Here is a 2,029-nt window from a genome sequence, read left to right on the forward strand (position 1 = left end):
CCTCAGCCGCCGCGCCACGGACCTCATCGCCCGGCAGGAACAAGCGGGCTGGTTCGACCGACCCGCCGGCGCCGGCCGGCCCGACTTCGCGCTCGCGGCATTGCGCATGGGCGGCCAGCGCGCCACCGACAGCTTCCTCTACCGGCAACGGCTGCTGGATGTGATGTCCAGCCCCATCATCGCCATCGCCGCCACGGCGACCGTGCACGCGGCGGCGCAGCTGATGCATGCGCGCGGCATCGGCAGCGTCTTCGTGGAAACGCCGGAGGGTCATGGCCTGGTCACCGAGCGCGACATCCTGCGCGCCATGGCGGAAGGCGGCGCCGAGGCTGCGAGCGCGCCGGTGGGCGGTTTCATGAGCCGGCCGGTCATCGCCGCACCCGCCGAGACCTTCCTCTACCGCGCGCTCGGCCTCATGGCGCGGCGCAACCTGCGCTACCTCGGCGTTACCGAGGGTGGGCGGCTGACGGGCATCTTCACCCTGCGCACCCTGCTGCGCGAACGCGCGCTGGCCACGCTGACGGTCGGCGACGAGATCGCCACCGCGACGCGCCCCGCCGAGTTGGCCCGCGTGCAGGCGGCGCTGCCGGGCCTCGCCGCCGGGCTGCTGGCCGATGGGCTGGAGGCGCGCGCCATCGCGGCCATCATCGCCGCCGAGGCCCGCGCCATGACCGCCCGCGCGGCGGAACTCGCCGAGGCCGAACTCGGCCCACCGCCGGCCGACTACGCGCTGCTGGTGCTGGGCTCCGGCGGGCGTGGCGAGAGCCTGCTGGCGCCCGACCAGGACAACGCCCTGGTGATCGCGGACAGCTACGCCGGCGACCTCGACGGGGCGGAGGATTATTTCACCCGCCTGGCGTTGCGCGTGAACGACATCCTGGACCAGGCGGGCATCCCGCTGTGCAAGGGCGGCGTCATGGCCCGCAACCGGCCCTGGCGGCGGCGCCTGTCGGAATGGCGCGCGCAGCTGGCGGAATGGGCGCGGCGGCCGGAGCCGGAGGCGATGCTGAACCTTGATATCTTCTATGATTTCACCCCGGCCCATGCCTCATCCAGCGACGGGGCCGCATTGGCCGCCGCGTTGCGCGAGACGGCAACCGAGACCGCGCGCGGCGCGCCCGCCCTGCTGCGCGCCATGGGCGAGGCCGCCGGAAGCCATCCGGCGCCGCTCGGCCTGTTCGGGCGCATCCGCAAGGACGATGCAGGGCGGGTGGATCTGAAATCGGGCGCGTTGCTGCCCATCACGGCGGGGGCGCGGGTGATCGCGCTGCGGCACGGCGTGACGGCGCTGTCCACGCCGGAGCGCCTGGTGCAGGCCGCCGGCCGGGCCGGCCGCGGCGAGACGGATGCGGCGCTGCTGGCCGATGTGCAGGGCTTCCTGCTGCGTCTGCTGCTGGCGCAGCAGATCGCGGATCTGCAGGCCGGCATCCCGCCCAGCAACCGTGTGGAGGTGGCGCGCCTGAGCCGCCAGGACCAGGAACATCTGAAGGACGCGCTGGGCCGCATCGAGCTGATCCGGGAGATGCTGCGCGACCTGCTGCGGGGGATGTGAGCCCCGGGTCAGGCCATGCCGGATGACCGCACCGGACAGAGGCAGCGCGGCCGATTTCCATTCCGGCCCGGCACATGATGCGCCGCCATCACCCCCGGGGCCGGGCCGCCCAGAACATCAGCCACTTGGCCGGCCAGGCCCAGGCGATGCCGGCGACGATGAAATAGGCGAGTTGCACCAGCCAGTGCAGCTTCAGCACATGGTCGGCCAGCGCCACCACGGCCATCACATACAGCAGGAATCCGAGGAGGCCGCCCAGCAGGGCGAGGGTGCTACGCGACATGCACCGCATGTGGCCCAGCCTGCCGCATCCGCCAAGCCCTTGCCTGCCTGGTCACGCACCGCCGGCCTTGCGCGGCCGGGGGGCACGGCCGGCCTTGCGCGGCCGGGGGCGCCGCCGGGCTTGCGCGGCCGAGGGCAAGGTTGCGGCCCCGGCCCACGCCGGCGTAGCTTCCGCCCGCGCGGCAGCGCGGCCCC

Annotated in this window: 2 protein-coding genes; one reads left to right on the forward strand and one right to left on the reverse strand. The window is 73.9% G+C overall.

Translation table 11 applies throughout. The features are described 5' to 3' along the window. The coding region (locus Q8S40_RS14130; RefSeq protein WP_305670894.1) for a DUF294 nucleotidyltransferase-like domain-containing protein at positions 1–1,552 on the forward strand (1,552 nt) is incomplete at its 5' end. 88 nt (positions 1,553–1,640) lie between these two features. On the opposite strand, the gene Q8S40_RS14135 is transcribed toward Q8S40_RS14130, so the two are convergent. Continuing rightward, a complete protein-coding gene (locus tag Q8S40_RS14135; protein WP_304808548.1) occupies positions 1,641–1,835 on the reverse strand; it encodes a DUF2842 domain-containing protein in 195 nt (64 codons plus the stop codon). Between the last annotated feature and the right edge of the window lie 194 nt (positions 1,836–2,029).

Source organism: Falsiroseomonas sp. (assembly GCF_030695085.1).
Taxonomy (GTDB): domain Bacteria; phylum Pseudomonadota; class Alphaproteobacteria; order Acetobacterales; family Acetobacteraceae; genus Falsiroseomonas.

What these genes read in the sequence shown, in the direction of transcription:
- Q8S40_RS14135 (WP_304808548.1), bottom strand. Translation starts at nt 1,835, where the DNA reads ATGTCGCGTAGCACCCTCGCCCTGCTGGGCGGCCTCCTCGGATTCCTG.